Consider the following 17,237-nt stretch of genomic DNA (forward strand, 5'->3'; position numbering starts at 1 on the left):
CCGCACCCGGCCGGGGGAGATGTGGGGAGACGGCCGGGCGGCGTGAGGGGTGGGGGACCCTCAGACCAGGGCGCTTTTCCGGGCCATCCGGCCGGAGAGCTGAATCCGGTCGACGGCGCCGGTCCGCGGATCGCGGACGAAGCGTCCGCCGGGAATCCGGCGTCCGGTGGACGGGTCCACCAGATCGCAGGTGAGGTCCTCGTGGCAGACCAGTGGCGCGGGGAGGTCGCCGTCCACGGACAGGGCGAGGCCGCCGCCGTCGCCGATGGTCACCTGGTACTCGATGTCGCCGTTGAGGTAGATGCCGGTGCACTGCGAGGTCGCGGCCATGGGGGTGGCCGGGCGGCGCGGGGCCGGGGTGGCGGGTACCCGGATGCCGGTGGTCTCCTCGAGGACGCCGGTCAGTTCGTCCCACAGCCCGGTGCCGCTGCCCGCGTTGGCGGTGAAGGCCACCACCGCCCCCGTGGCGGGGTCGGCCCTCAGGTGGCAGCAGGTGCCCTGGGCGTTGCCGTCGTGCCCGAACCACAGCGCCTCGCCGCGCCGGAAGAGCGCCCACCCCAGCCCCCAGCCGTCGGCCAGCACACCGGGGTCGGCGCCGGGCACGGGCCGGCGCATCTCCTCGGCCAGCTCGCGGGACAGCAGCCCCGGGGAGCCGTCGCCCAGATGGGCCCGGCCCAGCGCCACCAGATCGAGCGCCCCGGCCCGCAGCGCCCCGGCCGCGGCCTCGGCGGGGGCGAGGTTCTGCCGTACCGGCATGGTCCGGCCCGTCGCCGTGTTGGCCGAGTGGCCGCGCGCCGTGGGCCGGTGCGGGGGGCCGGCCACGCCGATGAAGGACGGCACGGTGCCCAGCGGAGCGAGCAGGATCGACCGCACGGCCTCCTGCCAGCTCATTCCGGTGACCGTCTCGATCAGCCGGCCCGCCGCCACATAGCCCGCGTTGGAGTAGGAGAAGTCTGTCCCCGGGGGCATCACCAGGGTGCGGTCGGTGCAGTGGTCCAGCAGATAGCGGGCGGCGGTCACCGAGGCCACCTGGTCGGAGTCGGGCCCGGACGGCAGCCCCGCGGTGTGGCTGAGCACCTGGCGCACCGTGCACGGCGGACCGGCCCGCCGCAGCTCCGGCACATGGTCGCCGAGCCGGTCGTCCAGCTCCACATCGCCGTCGGCGACCAGGAGCATCACCACGGTCGCGGTGTACGCCTTGGTGACGGAGCCGATCGGCACGGCGGTGTCGGCGGTGAACGGCTCCCCGGTGTCCGCGTCCCGTACGCCGGTCTGCACGGCGAGCGTCGAACCGCCGCCGTGCACGGCGAGTTGGGCCCCGGGCACCCGATGGGCGCGGGCCAGGGCGGTCAGGCGGTCCTCGAGGACGCGGCGTATCTTCGACCGCTCCTCGCCGGACGGCGCCGGGGTCGGATGTAACACGGTGTACTCCTTGCCGGGGGACGGGACGGACGACGGGGGCCGGGTCATGGCAGCTGGCTGGTGGCCGTGACATCCCGGGGCACGATCCGGAACCCCTGCCAGTGGGTGGGCATGGGGTCCTGGTCCTCGTCCCTGGGCACATGGTGGAAGTCGACGCTGACCCAGGCGACCGGGTCGGTGAGCCGCTCGCCGTCGGTGTACGTGTCGACCGAGGCCGCGCAGCCGGGTGCGGTGTTGCCGTAGGCCAGCCGCTCGCACTCCCGGTACTGCGTGAAGTACATGTCGTGGTGGGTGAACTCCTCGGTCTCGCTCGGCCCCCGGTACTGATCGCTCTCGTGGTTGTCGATCTCCCACGACTTGGCGTGGCCGTCGGTGTTCTCGGCGGCGGGGTTGACCACCCGCCAGAAGCGGGTGGGCGCGAGGTCCGCGGCGGTCTCCTTGGACAGCACGGTGCGTTCGGTGGTGCGCTTCTCCGTACCGCTGCCCGGGTAGTCGTACTGCTCCACGGTGTTCTCCGACGCCCCGTCGACGTCGAAGTCCAGCCGCCAGAAGATGTTGTGCGAGTGGTTCTCGCTGAACCGGGTGGAGCCCACCCCGGTCGGCCAGCCGCTGCCCGCGTCGGAGAACTGGAACGGTGAGAGGCTTCCGGTGGCGCCCGAGCGGGGCGTGATGGAGCCGTCGTCCGCGAAGCGCCACTCGGTGATGTAGTCGTACCAGCCGATCTCGGAGACGGAGAAGACGACCAGGTCGGTGCCGTGCAGTACGCCCTTCTCCACCGCGCTCTTGTACGCGAACGGCCGGGGCTGCTCCTCGACGCACAGCACCGGGGTGTCCTGGACGTCGCGCAGCTGCCCGGTGGGGCAGTCCTTCTCACCGAGCCGGGTGAGCGTCCCCTGTTCCAGATCGCCGAAGCCGATCGCGGAGACGTCGTAGAAACGCGGCTGACCGCTGTCGTAGGGCACATGGACCTCGGCCAGTGAGGCGCTCTTCAGGACCCGGGTGGCGGTGCCGCGGTTGGGTGTGTAGACGACATCGCTCAGCACCGCACCGGTGTTGCGGTCGATGTCCCAGCACATCTGCCACCGGGCACCGTTCTTCAGCGTCGTGTCGATGCGCTCCGCGGCGGGGCAGGACGGGGCGTCCGCCGAGGCCCTCGCCGGGGCGGCGGACGCCGGGCCCGGCACCCACAGGGCCAGCAATCCCACCGCGGCGATCAGCACCCGGGCACGCCGGAACAGACTGGACACGGACAAAGTCCCCCTCACAGGCCGATGACGGCGGCGCGCCCGGCCGACAGATCGATGACGATCCGGCTGGTGTCGATCCACTTGCCGTCCGGAACGCGTACGAAGAGCTGCACACAGCGGTGCTCACCGCACTGGGACACCTTCCGGGCGCCGTCCACCCCCTTGGCGCGGGAGCCGATGAACGCCATGCTCTGGAGGCGCAGTTGGGACGGCGAGGTCAGCCGCTTCCCGGTCGCCGAGGCGTAGGCGTCGCGCATTCCGGGGCCGAGCCGCCGGTCGGCGAGGACGATCCGCACCGCCGCACGGGCCTCGGCCAGGGTGGGAGGCGGCTGGACGCCGTGCTGACGGGTGGAGTGCACGACCTTCTTGGAGCGCAGATCGACCAGCCGGGTGATCAGGGTGTCCGAGGCGTAGTCGTAGAGCTGGACCTCGGCCCGGCTGTCCGGGGCCGGGGAGGCCGACTTGTCCCGGGGCGGGCGGCGGGTGTCCAGCGGCTCGGCGCCCGCGCCGCCCGCGGCGTTCCGCTCCCCGTCGCCGGTGTTCCCCTTCTCGGCGCCCTGATCGCCCGCCGTGGGCGTGGTGTCCGGCCGGGTGGCGGCGGCGCGGGCGATCCGGGCCGCCTCGCGCGCCTCCTTCGGCGTCAGCCGGCCCGAGTGCGCGGCGACGACGGCCGCCGGCTCCGGGGCGTCGGGCGCGGGCGATCCGCCCGCTTCGAGGGCGGCGATCCCACCGCCCGCCAGCACCGCCGACAGACCCAGTGCCGCGGATATGCGCCATCGCCGGTGACGGCGCCTGCGCGTATCGGCCGCACCTTTGTCAGTGGCGTTGTCTCTCATCACCCAGCCGTTTCCGTTGTCGGTCAAGTGAGCCCGGTGGAGCTCGGGGTGACAGCACTCGGCCGGTTCCCGGATTGCTTCTGGTGCGTTTCCCGTCCCCGTCGGCGTCATCGACGTCATCGGTGCCGTCGGCGACGTCGGCGGCGTCGGCGTTTTCGACGGGAATCAAGCCGCTGACGACGGCTCGCGCGGACCCCCCGGACTCTTCGCTGTCCACTGATGGCTCACGCTTTCACCACTGCGGTCGGCATAACAGTCGCATTTGTCATCAAGCGGCTGTGAGAAACGCATGTGCCGGTGGGCGGGCGTGCGGCCGCAAAGCGATGGCACGGAAGGCCCGTTGGACGCCGCTCTGTCATCATGCTCACATGAGTCATTCGATCACCATTAGATGTGACATCTGTGGTGCCACTCATTCCTCTTCCGCGGCCGACAGCGTGGGTGCGCTCCGCGCCTCCATCGTTCGAATGAGCTGGTCCAGGACGCGATGGGATGGCCGGGTGATCGATATGTGCGGTGGGTGCGGGGCCCGGGAAATGGCTCCGGCCGCATCCGGACGCCGCTGCGGTTCCTGTGAGGGCGGTGAACTCTTCGACGTCCTGGGACACGACAGAATCGGCCATCGTTTGGCCAATGCATTACTCAGAGCAGGTATCGATAATATCGAACTCCTGTCCAGTTTCTCCGCGCGCCAGCTTCGCGATCTGGATGGCATCGGCGCCGTGAGCGCGCATCACACGCTCAATCGTCTGCACTCCGCACCGAACGAAAGGCGATCGTGAACGAAAATCCCGCCGGGACATCCGCACGGCCCGCTCTGTACGGCGGTCGGCGGCACCGGGCGCTGTGGGTGACCGGAGTGGTTTTTTCCGCCGGTCTGCTGGCGCCGCTGTTATTCCTCTTCGCCGCCCGTAAGGAGATCGTGCCGCGTACCGTACCGGCGGTGTACGCGGCGGTCATCTATCCGCTCGCGCTCGGCCGGCAGTGGCTGCCGGACCCGGGCGACTGGATCTCCTGGACGCTCGCGGCCGTGGTGCTCACCGCCGCCGTCCATGCCGCGCTCCTGGATGCCGGCCGCGCACCCGGTGGCTGACCGCCGGGCGCGGATATCAGCTCTGCGCGGTGGGGCGGACCACGATCTCCCCCACGTCGACACCGGCCGGCTGCTCGATGGCGAACGCGATGGCGCGGGCGATGGCGTCCGGGGGCATCGCGATCTTGTCCATGCCCTCCTGTATCCCGCTCCGCGTGGCCGGGTCGGTGATGGAATCCGCGAGTTCCGTCCGGGTGAACCCGGGCGAGACGGTGGTCACCCGCAGCGTCTCGCCGGCCTCCTGGCGCAGCCCTTCGGAGATGGCGCGCACGGCGTTCTTGGTGCCGGCGTAGACCGACATCGTCGGGACGATGGTCAGCCCGGCGGTGGAGAGGGTGTGCACGAAATGTCCGAAGCCCTGCGCCCGGAAGACGGGCAGCGCTTCGGCGATGCCGTACAGCACCCCCTTGATGTTGACGTCGACCATCTCCTCCCAGTCCGCGACGCGCAGATCGTCGAGGGCGGAGATCGGGCTGATACCGGCGTTGCCGACCAGGACATCGAGCTGTCCGTACCGTCTCCGTGCCGTCGCGACCAGCCGCGACAGATCCTCGCGCCGCTTGACATCCGTGACGACCGGGACCGCCTCGCCGCCCGCCGCGGCGATCCGGCCCGCCAGCGCCTCGATGCGGTGCGACCGCCGCGCGCCGAGGACGACCTTCGCGCCGCGCTCGGCGAGCAGCAGCGCGGTCGCCTCGCCGATGCCGCTGCTCGCGCCCGTAATGGCGACGACCTTGCCTTCGATACCCGACATCATGGGTCCTTCCAAGAAGAAAAAGGGGGAGGTGGCGATGGACTACAGTGCTAAGTGGAGGCGCCGCCACTTCGCCGCAGCCTAAGTGGAAGTCCCTCCGCTTAGCAACACGAATCGAGGAGAGAGCCGCCGATGGCCAGAGATCCAGGGCGCCCCCTGCGGGCCGACGCACAGCGCAACCGGGAGAAGATCCTCTCCACGGCGGTGCGGGTGTTCGCCGAGGAAGGGCTGGACGCCCGCCTCGAGCGCATCGCCAAGGAGGCGGGCGTGGGCACCGGCACCCTCTACCGGAACTTCCCGACCCGGGAGCTGCTGATCGAGGCCGCCTACCGCAACGAACTCGCCCGGCTCTGTGCCGCCGCCCCCGAACTGCTGGCGACCCTGCCCCCGCGCGAGGCCCTGCGCGCCTGGCTGGGCCGCTTCATGGACTACGCCAACGCCAAGCTGGGCATGGCGGACGCGCTGCGGGGCGTCGTCGCGTCGGGCGTCAACCCCTACGCCCAGAGCCACGAGATGATCCAGGACGCTCTGACGCGGCTGATGGACGCCGCCGTCACGGCCGGTGCGATCCGGTCGGACATTGGCGCCACCGACATGTTCGCCGCGCTCACCGGTATCGCCCTCGCCTCGGGCAAGCCCGAACAGCGGGAGCAGGCCGACCGTCTGCTCGACCTCACCCTGGACGGGCTCAGCGCCGCACCCCGGCCGTAGCGGCTACGGACCGCGGTGGTCAGGGGCGGCTGGTGAGTTCGACCGTACAGCCGCGCAGCTCATAGCCGCCGATCGGGTCCTTGAAGCCGACCCTGGGCGGGGTCGTCATACGGATGCCGGGCAGGGCGAACAGACGGCTGAGGAAGACGTCCGTCTCCAGGAGCGCGACCGGGGCTCCGGGGCAGGTGTGCGCACCGTCCCCGAAGGACAGCCCCGGCGCCCCGGCGCCCGCGGCCATCGGGCGGCCCGGACGGAGCCGCTCCGGCCGCTCGCCCACCGTACGGCCGTCGAGATTGGCGCGGTGGAGGACGACGTCGACCAGCTCCCCGGCCGGAATCGTCACCTCCGCCCCCGGGTCCCCGCCGCCGCCCGGCAGCCGGAGCGGGGCGGTGGTCCGGCGGCGGAGCCGGCCGATGACCGGTTCGAGCCGCAGGATCTCCTGGAGGATCGCGATCCTGCCGGGCTCGTCGGCCGCCCGGTACCGCGCCAGCAGCGCGGCGTCGTCGAACAGATGCCACGCCGCCACATTGACGAACTCCCGGGTGGTGACCATCCCCGCGGCGGCGAAGGTGAGGCATTCCCCCAGGATCTCGCCGGCCGAGCACCCCTCGTCCAGCAGATGGGAGATCAGGTCGTCGCGCCGCCGCCGTCGCCGGGCCCGTACGGCCGGGCGGACATCACCCCAGTAGACCCGCAGCCAGTTCGCGTGTCCCCGCAGCAGCCATCGGATTCCGCGCAGGCTGGTCAGCCCCGGGGTGCCGAATTCCGCGGGGAAGAACCGCTCCAGCCGCTCCTGGATCCCCGGCCGGCTCTCCGTCAGGCCGATCACCGCACCGGCCACCTCGATCGCCAGATGGAAACCCACCTCGGCGAGATGGCCCCGGCCGGTCTCCCGGATGGTGTCGATCTGCGCCTCCGCCACCCGGACCATGATCTCGCGATAGTGCTCGTGCACCCGGCGCGGGGTGAAGAACCGGGCCGTCTGCCGCCGGTCCGCACGGTGTTCGGGCCCGTCCCGGTAGAGCACCGGCCGCCGGAACCGCGACGGCAGCTTCTCCACGGTCTCGATGCCGAGCCCGGCCTGCACGGTGCCGGTGCTGCGCAGCACGGTGCGGGCCTCGGCGTAGCCGGACACCTGCCAGACCCCGTCCGGCCCGCGCCGCACCGGGCAGCCGCCCTGGTCCGGCCCCCGGTCGACCTTGCGCCCCCCGTACTCCCGCGCCCCGCTCTCCCCAGAGCCGTCGTCGTGCGACGGGCTGTCCATCCCGGCCCCCTCCGTCGATGGTCCCGGCCTCAGACTAGGAGTAGCGCGGCCACCTTGCGGGGTCCATACACCGCGTTCCCCGTCCTACGCTCGCCTTCATGGACAGCGAGAATTCTCTGGGGCGTTTTCTGCGGGCCCGCCGTGAGCGGGTGCGACCCGAGGACGTGGGCATCCTGCCCGGCTCCCGACGCCGGGTGGCGGGGCTGCGCCGGGAAGAGGTCGCCCTGCTGTCGGGGGTCAGCACCGACTACTACGTACGCCTGGAGCAGGGCCGGGAGCGGCACCCCTCCGCACAGGTGGTCGAGGCCCTGGCCCGCGCGCTGGTGCTGGAGGAGGACGCGGCGGCCCATCTGCACCGGCTGGCCCGCCCGGCCCCCGTCCGGCGCCGCCCGGCCGCGCGGCGGGAGCGGGTGAGCCCGGCCCTGCTGCGGATGATGGAGGGCTGGCCGCGGACACCGGCCGTGGTCCTGGGGCGCTGTCTGACCGTACTGGCCCACAACGCCCTGGGCGGGGCCCTGTTCGACGGGCACACCCACAGCCGGGACCTGATGCGGCTGGTCTTCCTCGACCCGGACGCGCGCGAGTTCTACCCCGACTGGGACCGGGTGGCGGTCAACACCGTCGCCGGGCTGCGCGCGGCGGCCGGGATCGACGAGGAGGATCCCGAACTGATCGCCGTCGTCGGTGAGCTGTCGCTCAAGAGCGAGACGTTCCGGCGGCTGTGGGCCCGCCACGACATCCGTCAGAAGACCCATGAGACCAAGCGCTTCCGCCACCGCCTGGTCGGTGAGCTGACGCTGGAGTACGAGGCGCTGACCGTGAACAGCGCCCCCGGCCAGCAGCTCATCGTCTACCAGGCCGAACCGGGCAGCCCCTCCGAACAGGCGCTGGCCCTGCTGGGCAGCCTCACCGCCGACGCGGTGGAGGCGCCCCACCGTGTCGATCGCACCACGACGAAGGATCGTTCCATATGACCGTCAATGACTCGCCCGTCTGGTTCATCACCGGTTGTTCGACCGGTCTGGGCCGGGCACTCGCCACCGCCGTCCTCGACCACGGCCACCGCGCGGTGGTCACCGCCCGCGACCCCCGGCAGGTGGCCGACATCGTCGCCGGGCACGAGGACCGCGCGCTGGCCCTGGCACTCGACGTCACCGACAAGGCGCGGGTGGCGGAGGCCGTCAAGGAGGCGGAAACCGCCTTCGGCCGCATCGACGTCCTGGTCAACAACGCCGGCTACGGCTACCTCGCCGCCCTCGAGGAGGGCGAGGACGAGGAGGTCCGGGCCCTGTTCGACACCAATGTCTTCGGCTTGGTGGACGTCACCCGCGCGGTGCTGCCGGGCATGCGGGCCCGCCGCGCCGGCCACATCGTGAACATCTCCTCCCTCGGCGGCCTGGTCGCCTTCGGTGCCACCGGCTACTACCACGCCACCAAGTTCGCCGTGGAGGGCCTCTCCGAATCGCTCGCCGCCGAGGTGGCCCCCCTGGGCATCAAGGTGACGATCGTCGAGCCGGCCGCCTTCCGCACCAACTGGTCCGGCCCCTCCATGCGGCAGTCCGCCCTCACCATCGACGACTACGCCGGGACCGCGGGCGCCCGGCGCACCAGCACCCTGGCCACGTACGGCCGGCAGCCCGGGGACCCGGTCCGGGCGAGCGAGGCCATCATCGGCGTGGTCGAGGCGGCAGAACCCCCGCTGCGGCTGCTGCTGGGCAAGGCCGCCTACGACATCGCCCAGGCCAGGCTGGACTCCCTCAGGACCGCCTTCGACACCTGGCGGGAGGTCACCCTCGGCGCCGACTACCCGGCCGCCTAGGTGTGCTGTCCGGAGAGGTTGGTGACGCGGTCAGCGGGCCCGCGCCCGGCGGCCGAGCCGGCGCGGCAGCCCCCGCCGCGCCCGGGAGGTCCGCGTCCCGGAGGGCCGACGGCCCGCCGGGGCGTGGCTCGGCGTCCACTGGCCGTCGGGGGAGAGGATCGGCGCCTTGCGCTCCGCCTGCGCCCGGATCTCGTGGTGGGAGTCGTGGGCGGTCACCCGGAACGCCTCGTCATGGGAGGCCAGGGCCGCCCGCAGGGCCGCGCCGGTCGCACCACGGCGACGGGCCAGGGACGCCACCCAGCCGAGGAAGCCCATGATCGCGGCGAGCACACCGGCGACGATCAGGTACGGCAGTAAGTCACCCATGGGACGAGCCTACGCACCGCCGCACATCGTCGCGGACGGCCGGCTCGAGCCGGCCCAGGCGCACCGGGCCGGCTCGGGGGCGGCGTCAGGCGTTCAGCACACCCGTGCCGAGCAGCCCCAGCAGCGCCACGCCGACGACGATCCGGTAGATCACGAAGGCGTTGAACGAATGCTTGGCGACGAACTTCAGCAGCCAGGCGATGGAGGCGTACGCCACGGCGAAGGACACCGCCGTGCCCACCGCGAGCGGCACCGCGCCCACCGCGCCGCCCATGGCGTCCTTGAGCTCGTACAGCCCCGCGCCGGTCAGCGACGGGATGCCCAGGAAGAAGGAGAGCCGGGTGGCGGCCACCCGGTCCAGGTCCAGGATGAGACCGGTGGACATCGTGGCGCCCGAGCGGGAGAAGCCGGGGAAGAGCAGGGCCAGGATCTGCGCGCAGCCGACCAGCATCGCGTCCTTGAAGCCGGTGTCGTCCTCGCCGCGCTTGTGGCGGCCCATCCGGTCGGCCGCCCACATCAGCCCGCTGCCCCCGATCAGCGAGGCGGCCACCACCCACAGGGAGGCGAGCGGGCCGTCGATCAGGGGTTTGGCCGCGAGGCCCACGATCACGATGGGGATCGTGGCGTAGATGACCCACCAGGTGAACTTGTAGTCGTGGTGGTACCGCTGCTCGCGGTCGGCCAGCCCGCGCCCCCACGCGGTGACGTAGCGGACGATGTCGCGGAAGAAGTACAGCAGGACGGCGGCGATGGCGCCCACCTGGATCACCGCGGTGAAGGCCACGACGGAGGTGTCGTCGACCGGGATGTCCAACAGCCCTTCAGCGATCTTGAGGTGGCCGGTGGAGGAGATCGGGAGGAATTCGGTGACCCCCTCCACGACGCCGAGGACGACGGCCTGTCCGATGCTGATCGCGCTCACGTGTCCCGTCCCGCTGGGGTCTCTCCGTAACCGGTGAATGTCTACGGGACCGTAGACGATGGATCGGGGGGTGACCACGTGGCAGGGCCGCCCGTGGCGGACGCGGCGGGGAAAAGTGTGCCAAGCGGCTCCCGGTAGCGGCCGTTCTGGCGCCGTTGCGGCCCGTGCCCGACGGGTGCGGGCACGGGCCGACGTGGGCGATGGGGGAAGGGGGTCAGGCGGCCGGACCGGAGCCGCTGAGCAGGGTCCGTACGCCGTTGGCCGAGAGGGTGACGGCCTCCGGGGCGCCCGCGTCGATGGTCAGCGAGAGCTCCTCGGAGGGCCAGCCCTGGGCCAGCGCGCCCAGCGGCACCAGGTGGTACCGCTCGATCTGCGGCAGGGCCTGGTGCATCCGGGCCGGAGTGGTGAAGACCGGTACCAGCTGCGCCCCGTCCTCCTGCTGGAACACGGGCAGGGTCACGGCCTGCGGGTCCGGCTCCTCGCCGGTCTCGGCGGAGGGGAGCAGGACCTCACTGTTGGCAAGGGTGTTCAGCGCCGTCTCGTCCGCCCGGTCGGCCGCCAGCTCGCCGAGGGCCTGCTGGGTGGCGGAGACGCTTTCGTCGGAAGGGCTGGTCATGATTCCGTCCATGGATCGGGTTCAGGTCTTCAGGGGTTTCTGGGTCCCAGAGCGGCTCGTTGCAACAGCCGCGGCTGGCTCGAATACCCCGGCGTGTGGAGCTCACACATCCCCGCCGGAGTCGATTCCTCCGCCGGGACGCGTCCTGTGCCGCGGCGTGTCCTGCGCGGGGGCGTGCTACGGCCTGACCCAGCCCAGTGACCTCTGGACCGCCCGCCGCCAGTTCTCGTACTCCGCCTCCCGCCGCGCGGGGTCCATGGTGGGCTCCCACTGGGCGGCGCGGTGCCAGTTGCGGCGCAGCCCCTCCAGGTCCGGCCAGTAGCCGGCGGTGAGCCCGGCGGCGTAGGCGGCGCCGAGGGAGACGGTCTCGGAGACCATGGGGCGCACCACGGGCATGTCCAGGACGTCGGCGAGGAACTGCATCAGCAGATTGTTGGAGGTCATCCCGCCGTCCACCTTCAGTTGACGCAGGGGCTGCGGGGAGTCGGCGTTCATGGCGTCGACCACCTCCCGGGTCTGCCATCCGGTGGCCTCCAGGACGGCCCGTGCCAGATGTCCCTTGGTGATGTACGAGGTGAGTCCGACGACCACCCCGCGTGCGTCGCTGCGCCAGTGCGGGGCGAACAGTCCGGAGAAGGCGGGGACGATGTAGCAGCCGCCGTTGTCCTCGACGCCGCGGGCGAGGGTCTCTATCTCGGGGGCGCTGTGGATCATTCCCAGCCGGTCGCGGAACCACTGCACCAGTGAGCCGGTGACGGCGATCGGGCCTTCCAGGGCGTAGACCGGCGGTTCGTCGCCGATCCGGTAGCCCACCGTGGTGAGCAGTCCGTGCCGGGAGCGTACGAGGTCGGTGCCGGTGTTGAGCAGCAGGAAGCTGCCGGTGCCGTAGGTGCATTTGGCCTCGCCGCGGCCGAAGCAGGTCTGCCCGAACAGCGCGGCCTGCTGGTCGCCGAGGGCGGCGCAGATCGGGACGCCGGGCAGCAGGGCGCGGGCCGTGCCGTAGCACTCGGCGGAGGCGCGGATCCGCGGCAGCATGGCCCGGGGCACGTCGAAATAGGCCAGTAGTTCGTCGTCCCAGGTCAGGGTGCGGATGTTCATGAGCATGGTGCGGCTGGCGTTGGTGGCGTCGGTGAGGTGGACTCCGCCGTCGGGGCCTCCGGTGAGGTTCCAGATCAGCCAGCTCTCCATCGTGCCGAAGAGCACATCGCCGCGTTCCGCGCGTTCGCGCAAGCCGTCGAGGTGGTCGAACAGCCAGCGCAGCCGTGGTGCGGAGAAGTAGGTGGTGGGCGACAGGCCGCAGCGTTCGAGGAAGAAGTCGTCCCCGGTGGTCCGCCGCAGTTCTTCGACGTAGCCGCTGGTGCGGGTGTCCTGCCAGGTGATGGCGTGGCTGACCGGAACGCCGGTGCGGCGGTCCCAGACCACCGTGGTCTCGCGCTGATTGGCGATGCCGATCGCGGTGATCTGGCCGGGTTCGATCCCCGCGCTCTCCAGGGCCCGGGGGACGACGGAGCGGCGCAGCTGGGACCAGATCTCGGTGGGGTCGTGCTCGGCCCAGCCGGGCTTGGCGTAGTGCTGTTGGTGTTCTCGCTGGGCGACCGACACCAGACGTCCCTGGTGGTCGAAGAGGATGCACCGGGTGGACATGGTGCCCTGGTCGATGGACATCACATAGCGTTCAACCATGGCCTGGCCTGCCTTCGGGCGCGTTTCGCGCGGGGCGTGGGGGCGTGGGGGTCACCAGCGGGCGGCGCCGAGGTCGCGGGAGATGGCGCGGGCGGCGTCGCGGGTCAGTCCGACGAGTGAGGCGTGGGGCCGCCCTTTGCCGTCGCAGAGGCGTTCCATGGCGCCGGAGATGCCGACGGCGCCCACCACCAGGCCGCCCTGTCCGCGGATGGGCGCCGCGATATCCGCCTCGCCCATCATCATTTCCTGTGTGGCGACCGCCCATCCGGTCTCCCGGATCTCGCTGAGCGCGCGGTTCAGCGCGTGTGCGGAGACGAGCGTGTGCCGGGTGTAGCTCTCGGGTTCGGGGTCCATGAGCGGCTCCAGGGGGGTCGCCCCGAACGCCAGCAGGATCTTGCCCAGCGCGCTGGCGTGCAGGGGCAGCAGTGAGCCCACGTCCAGGGTCTGGAAGGTGTCGTCGGGCCGGAAGACGTGGTGGACGATGAGGACCTTGCCCTCCAGGGGCACGCCGATGCGCACCGCCTCGCCGCTGCGGGCGGCCAGGGCGTCGGTCCAGTTGATGGAGCGGGACCGCAGCTCGTTGATGTCGAGATAGCTGGTCCCCAGGTGCAGCAGCGCCGCGCCGAGCTGGTACTTGCCCGTGGCCTTGTCCTGTTCGACGAAGTCGACGCTCTGGAGGGTGCGCAGGATGCCGTGCGCGGTGCCTTTGGCGAGGCCGAGCGAGGCCGCCACCTCGCCCAGACTGAGCCGTCCGGAGCCCTGGGCGAGCAGTCGCAGAATCGCCGCCGCCCGCTCGATGGACTGCACCGGGCCGGCCATGACGCGATCGTAGCTCGTCGGTCAGCGGCACAGCCTGTCGGCGACGGCGCGAAACGTTCGGTAATGCCGACTGCGATTCGTTGACCCTGTCGGGTGAGCCCCATAGCGTCCGTATCAGGACAAGGACTCCAGTATGCCGATAGGTGACTCATGGGACACCCGGCGGAGATACGTACCCGGCTCGGAGAGGAGGAGACGTGGCGGAACGCTTGAGCTTGCCGGTGCCCGGTGTCGTGGGGCAGGCCGTGGGCATGGCCGAACTGTCCGGTGCCCGGCTCATCGGTGCCCAGGTGTCGGCCCCGGACCCCCTGACGGCGCCGGGGGCGGCCGGTGCCGGTGGCCAGGCCCCTCGTCCGCCGGCGGCGGCGGACGAGGGGGACGGTCATGTCCTCCCGGTCCCGCATGCGTGTGAGGCCGTCGCCACGGTGCGGCGGCGGGCGCACGCGCTGCTGTCGGAGTGGGAGCTGCCGGACGACCGGCTCGACGAGGCGCTCATGGTGATCTCCGAGATGGTCACCAACGCGATCCTGCACGCCCTGCCCCCGGCGGTGCTGCGGCTGCGCCGGACGGAGTCCGGGGGCTGCTCCACCGTGCGGATCGAGGTCATCGACGGCGGCCCGGTCCCCGCCGACCAGCGGGCGGACGAGGACATCGAGCCCGATGAGCACGGCCGCGGGCTCGGCATCGTCACCGCGCTCTCGAGGCGCCACGGCAGCCATGCCTGCCGCGACGGCATCACCTGGTGGGCGGATCTGCCGGTCGCCTAGTGCCCGGCTCAGACCACCGGTTCGGGCTGCGGTTCCGGCCGCGGGGCCGGCGCGGCGGCCGGTTCCCATCGCCTGGTGGTCCGTACGTAGCCCTGAATCACCGAGGCCATCGCCAGCAGGAGAAGCGGTCCGAACAGCCAGGGCGCCTGGGCCATCTCCACCGGCAGATAGCGATAGCACAGCAAGAGCGCGGCGAAGACCGTCGTGCCGTAGGCGACCAGCTGGGTTCCCGACCGGTCCCAGCCGCGGGCGAGCGAGAGCAGCGCCGCCTCGATGGTGAGCGTGAACACCACGCCGGCGACGAGGTCCACGCCGTAGTGGTAGCCGAATCCCAGCGTCGCCCCGAGCGTGGCGATCAGCCAGAACGTGCCCGCGTAGCGCAGCGCCCGCGGGCCCTTGCGGGAGTGGATGAAGATCGCGGTGGCCCATGCCGTGTGCAGGCTGGGCATGCAGTTGCGTGGGGTGATCTCGTCGAAGGGCACCGGGTGCGGGGTGCTGATCGGCGGCGGTGTGTGCGGCCACAGGTCGGCCACGGCCCAGTGCCCGCCGTCGGCGCCGTAGGCGAAGACCGGTCCGACCACGGGGAAGATCATGTAGATGCCCGGTCCGAGGAGGCCGATCACGAGGAACGTGCGCACCAGGTGGTGGCGCGGGAAGCGGCGCTCGACGGCCACCTTGCGCAGCTGGTACATCGCGACGGCGACCGCGGCCACCGCGAGCTGGATGTAGACGTAGTCGAGAATGTGGCTGCCGATCGGGCCGCTGGCCCGGACGATCCGGCCCGCCAGCCACGAGGGGTTGCCCAGCGCGTGATCGGCGGTGGCCACGTACGGGTCGAGCACCGTCGGGCGGGTCCTGGAGGTGATGAGCAGCCAGGTGTCGCCGGTCTTGCGGCCGGCCACCAGCAGCAGGGCCAGCCCGACGCCCTTGAGCAGCAGGAGGCGTTCTGGGCCGGTGCGGCGGGTGACGGCGATGACCGCACAGCCCAGGATGACCCACAGCGCGCCGTTGCCGAAGGGGTGGCCGTCGGTCGGCTGTGCGTCGGCCGCCCACCGCACCAGGAAGAAGACGACGTCGATGCCGATCGCGGCACCGGCCGCGAGGAACCGTTGCCGCCAGGTGAGCACCACCATCATCAGCGCCATACCGGCGTACAGCAGGAAACCGGATTTGGGGGCGAACACCACCTCTTTGACCTGGTTGGTGATCGGCCCCGGCAGCCCGTAGTGGCGCGCGACGATCTCCAGCGTGATGAAGAATCCGAGGGCCGTCACACCGGCCGTGGCCCACAGCATCGTCCGGGGTTGACGCCACGCGGTGGCCTTCGTGCTGCTGCTTATTCGGGAGAACACCCGCGATGCTTTAGATGTCAATGTTTGGCCGATGTACTAGATAGTGGTGATGAGGGCACTCCTCATGGGCCGATCATGCTAGCGGAGCGGTGCGGGTGGGGTGCGCCGGTCGCGGGTGGGGTGCGGGCGGGGCGATGCCGCGGCCGGGGTCAAGTCGCCTTCCGCGCCGAGGACTTGGCCTCGCGCGGGCTCGCCGAAAAAGCGGATGCGTCCTGCGAAGTGCCTTTTCGGGACGGAGCGGCTCAGCGCGCGGTCCGGTCCCAGGTGACCGGCAGCCGGTGGACTCCGTAGACGAGCATGTCGTGACGGAGCGGCACCTGGTCGGGCGGTACCGCCAGGCGGAGCGTGGGGAAGCGCCGCAGCAGGGCCGGATAGCCCGCGCTCATCTCCATCCGCGCCAGATGCTGGCCCAGGCACTGGTGGATGCCGTGGCCGAAGGCGACCTGATCGGCCGCGTCCCGGGTGACGTCCAGGGTGTCGGGGTCGGGGAACCGCGCCGGATCCCGGTTGGCCGAGGCGATCGAGCCCACCACCGTCTCCCCGGCGCGCACCCGTACCCCGGCGATCTCCAGGTCCTCCCGGGCGGCCCGTACCGTGCCGAACTGGACGATGGTCAGATACCGCAGCAGCTCCTCGACCGCGCGCTCGGCCAGTTCCGGCCGCTGTCGCACCCTGCGCGACTGCTCGGGGTGGCACAGCAGGGCGTAGGTGCCCAGGGCCAGCATGTTCGCCGTGGTCTCGTGGCCCGCGACGAGCAGCAGCAGGCCCACCCCGGTCAGCTCCTCGTCGGTCAGCCCGGCCGCCGTGGCGGTGCCGGGGCCGCCGGGCGTGCCGTGGTCGCCGACCACCAGACGGGACAGCAGCGCCTCGTCCGGTTGGTACCGTTTGGTGTCGATCAGCTCCCGCATGTACTCCCACAGCGCGTCCCGGGCCGCGTAGACCTCCGCCTCGTCCTGGCCGAGGCGGAGCAGCACGGTGGCCCACCGCTGGAAGTCGGCCCGGTCCTCGTACGGCACCCCCAGCAGCTCGCAGATCACCAGCGAGGGGATCGGCTGGGCGAAGGACGGCACGAGGTCGGCCGGCGGGCCGGCGCGCTCCATCGCGGCCAGGTGGTCGTCGACGATCTCCTCGATCCGGGGCCGCAGCCCGCGCATCCCCCGGGCGGTGAACCACTTGCTCAGCAGCCGCCGGTAGCGGGTGTGCTGCGGTGGGTCCATGCCGATGAACGAGCCCAGCATGCGGCGATCGTCCCGGCGGACCGGAAACGCGTGCACCGGGGAGGAGGTCCGGCGGCGGTCGGAGCTGAACCGGTCGTCCGCCAGCAGCCGCGTCACGTCCTCGTACCGGGTGAGCAGCCAGCCCACCGTGCCGTCCGGGAAGGCCAGCCGGCTGGCCCTGCCCTCCTCGCGCAGCGCCGCGTAGGCGCCGGGCGGATCGAAGGGGCAGTCACGATGCCGGGGCAGCGCCGCCGGGGCCGACGGGCGTCGTGTGACGGACACGGTGACGCTCCCTTCGAAGACGGACCGAGTCCCTCCCGTTCGAGCGTAGCTCGGCCCACCGGGGCGC

At 71.7% G+C, this 17,237-nt stretch carries 18 protein-coding genes; 6 read left to right on the forward strand and 12 right to left on the reverse strand.

All coding sequences use genetic code 11. The features are described from left to right. Nucleotides 1-60: 60 nt before the first annotated feature. The 3 genes from PS467_RS36790 to PS467_RS36800 are packed head-to-tail and all read right to left on the reverse strand — an operon-like array spanning nucleotide 61 to nucleotide 3,505. Nucleotides 61-1,422 carry a serine hydrolase domain-containing protein gene (locus tag PS467_RS36790; protein WP_311038874.1) on the reverse strand — a complete coding sequence of 454 codons (1,362 nt, stop codon included), beginning with the start codon at nucleotides 1,420-1,422 and terminating at the stop codon, nucleotides 61-63. Nucleotides 1,423-1,466: 44 nt separating this feature from the next. Then, entirely contained in the window at nucleotides 1,467-2,669 is a 1,203-nt protein-coding gene (locus tag PS467_RS36795; protein WP_311038875.1) for a copper amine oxidase, read from the reverse strand. A gap of 14 nt (nucleotides 2,670-2,683) precedes the next feature. Then, a complete protein-coding gene (locus PS467_RS36800) occupies nucleotides 2,684-3,505 on the reverse strand; it encodes a hypothetical protein (protein ID WP_311038876.1) in 822 nt (273 codons plus the stop codon). Nucleotides 3,506-3,873: 368 nt separating this feature from the next. Between PS467_RS36800 and PS467_RS36805 the strand changes: the two genes are divergently transcribed. Beyond that, on the forward strand, nucleotides 3,874-4,287 hold the full coding sequence (locus PS467_RS36805) for a helix-hairpin-helix domain-containing protein (protein WP_311038877.1): 414 nt from the start codon (nucleotides 3,874-3,876) through the stop codon (nucleotides 4,285-4,287). Then, nucleotides 4,284-4,598, forward strand: coding sequence for a hypothetical protein (locus PS467_RS36810; protein ID WP_311038878.1), 315 nt, complete (start codon nucleotides 4,284-4,286; stop codon nucleotides 4,596-4,598). Before PS467_RS36805 ends, PS467_RS36810 begins: the two co-directional genes overlap by 4 nt. A 16-nt stretch (nucleotides 4,599-4,614) precedes the next feature. Here the strand turns inward: PS467_RS36810 and PS467_RS36815 are convergent, their stop codons facing one another. After that, complete coding sequence (locus tag PS467_RS36815) at nucleotides 4,615-5,352, reverse strand: SDR family oxidoreductase (protein ID WP_311038879.1); 738 nt, start codon at nucleotides 5,350-5,352, stop codon at nucleotides 4,615-4,617. Nucleotides 5,353-5,484: 132 nt separating this feature from the next. Between PS467_RS36815 and PS467_RS36820 the strand changes: the two genes are divergently transcribed. Then, the gene (locus PS467_RS36820; RefSeq protein WP_268976001.1) at nucleotides 5,485-6,063 is read left to right on the forward strand and encodes a TetR/AcrR family transcriptional regulator; all 579 of its coding nucleotides are present in this window, start codon (nucleotides 5,485-5,487) and stop codon (nucleotides 6,061-6,063) included. Between the two features lie 19 nt (nucleotides 6,064-6,082). Here the strand turns inward: PS467_RS36820 and PS467_RS36825 are convergent, their stop codons facing one another. Then, nucleotides 6,083-7,327 carry a cytochrome P450 gene (locus PS467_RS36825; protein ID WP_311038880.1) on the reverse strand — a complete coding sequence of 415 codons (1,245 nt, stop codon included), beginning with the start codon at nucleotides 7,325-7,327 and terminating at the stop codon, nucleotides 6,083-6,085. Nucleotides 7,328-7,425: 98 nt separating this feature from the next. On the opposite strand from PS467_RS36825, the gene PS467_RS36830 reads away from it, so the two are divergent. Both PS467_RS36830 and PS467_RS36835 read left to right on the forward strand, forming a co-directional pair. Beyond that, nucleotides 7,426-8,301: a helix-turn-helix transcriptional regulator gene (locus PS467_RS36830; protein ID WP_268976003.1), complete on the forward strand. Its 876-nt coding sequence runs from the start codon at nucleotides 7,426-7,428 to the stop codon at nucleotides 8,299-8,301. Further along, the gene (locus PS467_RS36835; protein ID WP_311038881.1) at nucleotides 8,298-9,146 is read left to right on the forward strand and encodes an oxidoreductase; all 849 of its coding nucleotides are present in this window, start codon (nucleotides 8,298-8,300) and stop codon (nucleotides 9,144-9,146) included. The genes PS467_RS36830 and PS467_RS36835 overlap by 4 nt, the downstream gene beginning before the upstream one ends. A 30-nt stretch (nucleotides 9,147-9,176) precedes the next feature. On the opposite strand, the gene PS467_RS36840 is transcribed toward PS467_RS36835, so the two are convergent. The 5 genes from PS467_RS36840 to PS467_RS36860 form a co-directional block, all read right to left on the reverse strand. Further along, entirely contained in the window at nucleotides 9,177-9,512 is a 336-nt protein-coding gene (locus tag PS467_RS36840; protein WP_311038882.1) for a hypothetical protein, read from the reverse strand. An 85-nt stretch (nucleotides 9,513-9,597) separates the two neighbouring features. Then, the gene (locus tag PS467_RS36845; protein WP_311038883.1) at nucleotides 9,598-10,434 is read right to left on the reverse strand and encodes an undecaprenyl-diphosphate phosphatase; all 837 of its coding nucleotides are present in this window, start codon (nucleotides 10,432-10,434) and stop codon (nucleotides 9,598-9,600) included. Between the two features lie 214 nt (nucleotides 10,435-10,648). Further along, nucleotides 10,649-11,050 (reverse strand): SseB family protein, encoded by a 402-nt coding sequence (locus PS467_RS36850; protein ID WP_268976007.1) that lies wholly within the window; start codon nucleotides 11,048-11,050, stop codon nucleotides 10,649-10,651. 177 nt (nucleotides 11,051-11,227) lie between these two features. Next, the gene (glpK, locus tag PS467_RS36855; protein WP_311038884.1) at nucleotides 11,228-12,733 is read right to left on the reverse strand and encodes a glycerol kinase GlpK; all 1,506 of its coding nucleotides are present in this window, start codon (nucleotides 12,731-12,733) and stop codon (nucleotides 11,228-11,230) included. Nucleotides 12,734-12,784: 51 nt separating this feature from the next. Further along, a complete protein-coding gene (locus tag PS467_RS36860; RefSeq protein ID WP_311038885.1) occupies nucleotides 12,785-13,552 on the reverse strand; it encodes an IclR family transcriptional regulator in 768 nt (255 codons plus the stop codon). Between the two features lie 197 nt (nucleotides 13,553-13,749). On the opposite strand from PS467_RS36860, the gene PS467_RS36865 reads away from it, so the two are divergent. Beyond that, on the forward strand, nucleotides 13,750-14,319 hold the full coding sequence (locus PS467_RS36865) for an ATP-binding protein (RefSeq protein ID WP_311038886.1): 570 nt from the start codon (nucleotides 13,750-13,752) through the stop codon (nucleotides 14,317-14,319). A gap of 8 nt (nucleotides 14,320-14,327) precedes the next feature. On the opposite strand, the gene PS467_RS36870 is transcribed toward PS467_RS36865, so the two are convergent. Then, nucleotides 14,328-15,614: a phosphatase PAP2 family protein gene (locus PS467_RS36870; RefSeq protein ID WP_311038887.1), complete on the reverse strand. Its 1,287-nt coding sequence runs from the start codon at nucleotides 15,612-15,614 to the stop codon at nucleotides 14,328-14,330. Between the two features lie 299 nt (nucleotides 15,615-15,913). After that, nucleotides 15,914-17,170, reverse strand: coding sequence for a cytochrome P450 (locus PS467_RS36875; RefSeq protein WP_311038888.1), 1,257 nt, complete (start codon nucleotides 17,168-17,170; stop codon nucleotides 15,914-15,916). Nucleotides 17,171-17,237 lie beyond the last annotated feature (67 nt).

It is taken from the genome of Streptomyces luomodiensis, assembly GCF_031679605.1.
GTDB lineage: Bacteria > Actinomycetota > Actinomycetes > Streptomycetales > Streptomycetaceae > Streptomyces > Streptomyces luomodiensis.

Excerpts from the sequence above, each read along its gene's own strand:
- PS467_RS36800 (WP_311038876.1), bottom strand. The coding sequence starts at position 3,505 with ATGAGAGACAACGCCACTGACAAAGGTGCGGCCGATACGCGCAGGCGC.
- PS467_RS36805 (WP_311038877.1), top strand. The coding sequence starts at position 3,874 with ATGAGTCATTCGATCACCATTAGATGTGACATCTGTGGTGCCACTCAT.
- PS467_RS36815 (WP_311038879.1), bottom strand. The coding sequence starts at position 5,352 with ATGTCGGGTATCGAAGGCAAGGTCGTCGCCATTACGGGCGCGAGCAGC.
- PS467_RS36820 (WP_268976001.1), top strand. The coding sequence starts at position 5,485 with ATGGCCAGAGATCCAGGGCGCCCCCTGCGGGCCGACGCACAGCGCAAC.
- PS467_RS36825 (WP_311038880.1), bottom strand. The coding sequence starts at position 7,327 with ATGGACAGCCCGTCGCACGACGACGGCTCTGGGGAGAGCGGGGCGCGG.
- PS467_RS36830 (WP_268976003.1), top strand. The coding sequence starts at position 7,426 with ATGGACAGCGAGAATTCTCTGGGGCGTTTTCTGCGGGCCCGCCGTGAG.
- PS467_RS36835 (WP_311038881.1), top strand. The coding sequence starts at position 8,298 with ATGACCGTCAATGACTCGCCCGTCTGGTTCATCACCGGTTGTTCGACC.
- PS467_RS36840 (WP_311038882.1), bottom strand. The coding sequence starts at position 9,512 with ATGGGTGACTTACTGCCGTACCTGATCGTCGCCGGTGTGCTCGCCGCG.
- PS467_RS36850 (WP_268976007.1), bottom strand. The coding sequence starts at position 11,050 with ATGACCAGCCCTTCCGACGAAAGCGTCTCCGCCACCCAGCAGGCCCTC.
- glpK (WP_311038884.1), bottom strand. The coding sequence starts at position 12,733 with ATGGTTGAACGCTATGTGATGTCCATCGACCAGGGCACCATGTCCACC.
- PS467_RS36860 (WP_311038885.1), bottom strand. The coding sequence starts at position 13,552 with ATGGCCGGCCCGGTGCAGTCCATCGAGCGGGCGGCGGCGATTCTGCGA.
- PS467_RS36870 (WP_311038887.1), bottom strand. The coding sequence starts at position 15,614 with ATGCTGTGGGCCACGGCCGGTGTGACGGCCCTCGGATTCTTCATCACG.